Annotated in this window: 1 protein-coding gene; it reads left to right on the top strand. The window is 67.8% G+C overall.

Annotated elements, in window-relative coordinates; translation table 11 throughout:
- Window positions 1-1,365: DUF1522 domain-containing protein (locus tag IVB31_RS23945; RefSeq protein WP_247328453.1), on the top strand; the 1,365-nt coding region annotated here is incomplete at both ends.

Here is a 1,365-nt window from a genome sequence, read left to right as displayed (position 1 = left end):
CTCGGCTCCTTCACCGGCACGACGGCAACGACCGGTGCCGGCGGCACCACGGCCCTGACCGGTACCATCACCCTGATCGCCACCAACGGCACGAGCGCCAGCGGCCTGGCCGGCGTCGCCCAGCCCGCCGACGGCGACACGCTGACGGTGAACGGCAAGACCATCACCTTCCGCGCCGGCACCGCGCCGGCGGCGACCGGTGTTCCGTCCGGTTCGGGCGTCAGCGGCCATCTCGTCACCGACGGCAGCGGCAATACCACCGTCTATCTCGGTAGCACCGGCACGCCTGCGACGCTTGCGACCGTCACCGACCTCTTGACCGCAGTCGACCTCGCCAGCGGGGTGGATACGGTTGCGATCAGCGCCGGTGCTGCGACGATCACCAACAGCGTCGGCCAGACTCCTTCGAGCGTTGGTGCGAGCGCCGTCACGCTGAAGAGCTCGACGGGTGCGGATCTGAATGTCACCGGCAAGGCCGACCTGCTCAATGCTCTCGGCCTGAGCTCGGCCGTGGGCGGCGGCAACGCCACCGTGAACGTCAACCGGACCACGAGCTCGGCCTCGCTGGGCGCGACGATCGCGGACGGCTCCACGCTGAATGTCGACGGTCACGTGATCACCTTCAAGAACGCGCCGATCCCGGGCTCGACCGGTGCTCCGAGCGTTCCGAGCGGGTATGGTGCGAGCGGTAACGTCCTCACCGACGGCGCCGGCAACTCGACCGTCTACCTGCAGGCTGGCACGGTCAACGACGTGCTGAAGGCGATCGACCTTGCCACCGGCGTGCAGACCGCGACGGTCAACGCCAACGGCACCGCGACGCTTGCGACCGCCACCGGCCAGACCAACTCGTCGATCAACGCCTCGGGGCAGCTCAAGCTCTCGACCGGCGTCAATGCCGACCTGTCGATCACCGGCACGGGTAATGCGCTGAATGCGCTTGGCTTCGCCGGCAACACCGGCACCTCGTCCGCCTTCACCGCGGCGCGTACCTCGGGCGTTGGCGGCCTCACCGGCAAGACCTTGACCTTCTCCGCCTTCAACGGCGGCACGGCGGTCAACGTCACCTTCGGCGACGGCACCAACGGCTCGGTCAAGACGCTCGACCAGCTGAACTCGAAGCTTCAGGCCAACAACCTGACGGCGACGATCGACGCCAACGGCCTGCTGACGGTCTCGACCACCAACGACTACGCGTCCTCGACGATCGGGTCGAACGTCGCGGGTGGTGCGATCGGCGGCACGCTGACCTCATCGCTCACCTTCTCGACGGCTTCCAGCCCCGTCCAGGACACGGTTGCCCAGACCTCGCGTGCAAACCTGGTCGGCCAGTACAACAACATCCTCGCGCAGATCGACTCCACT

Source organism: Bradyrhizobium sp. 21 (assembly GCF_023073335.1).
Classification (GTDB): domain Bacteria; phylum Pseudomonadota; class Alphaproteobacteria; order Rhizobiales; family Xanthobacteraceae; genus Bradyrhizobium.
Note: the sequence above shows the minus strand (reverse complement) of the source record. Positions and strands in the feature narration are given on the sequence as shown.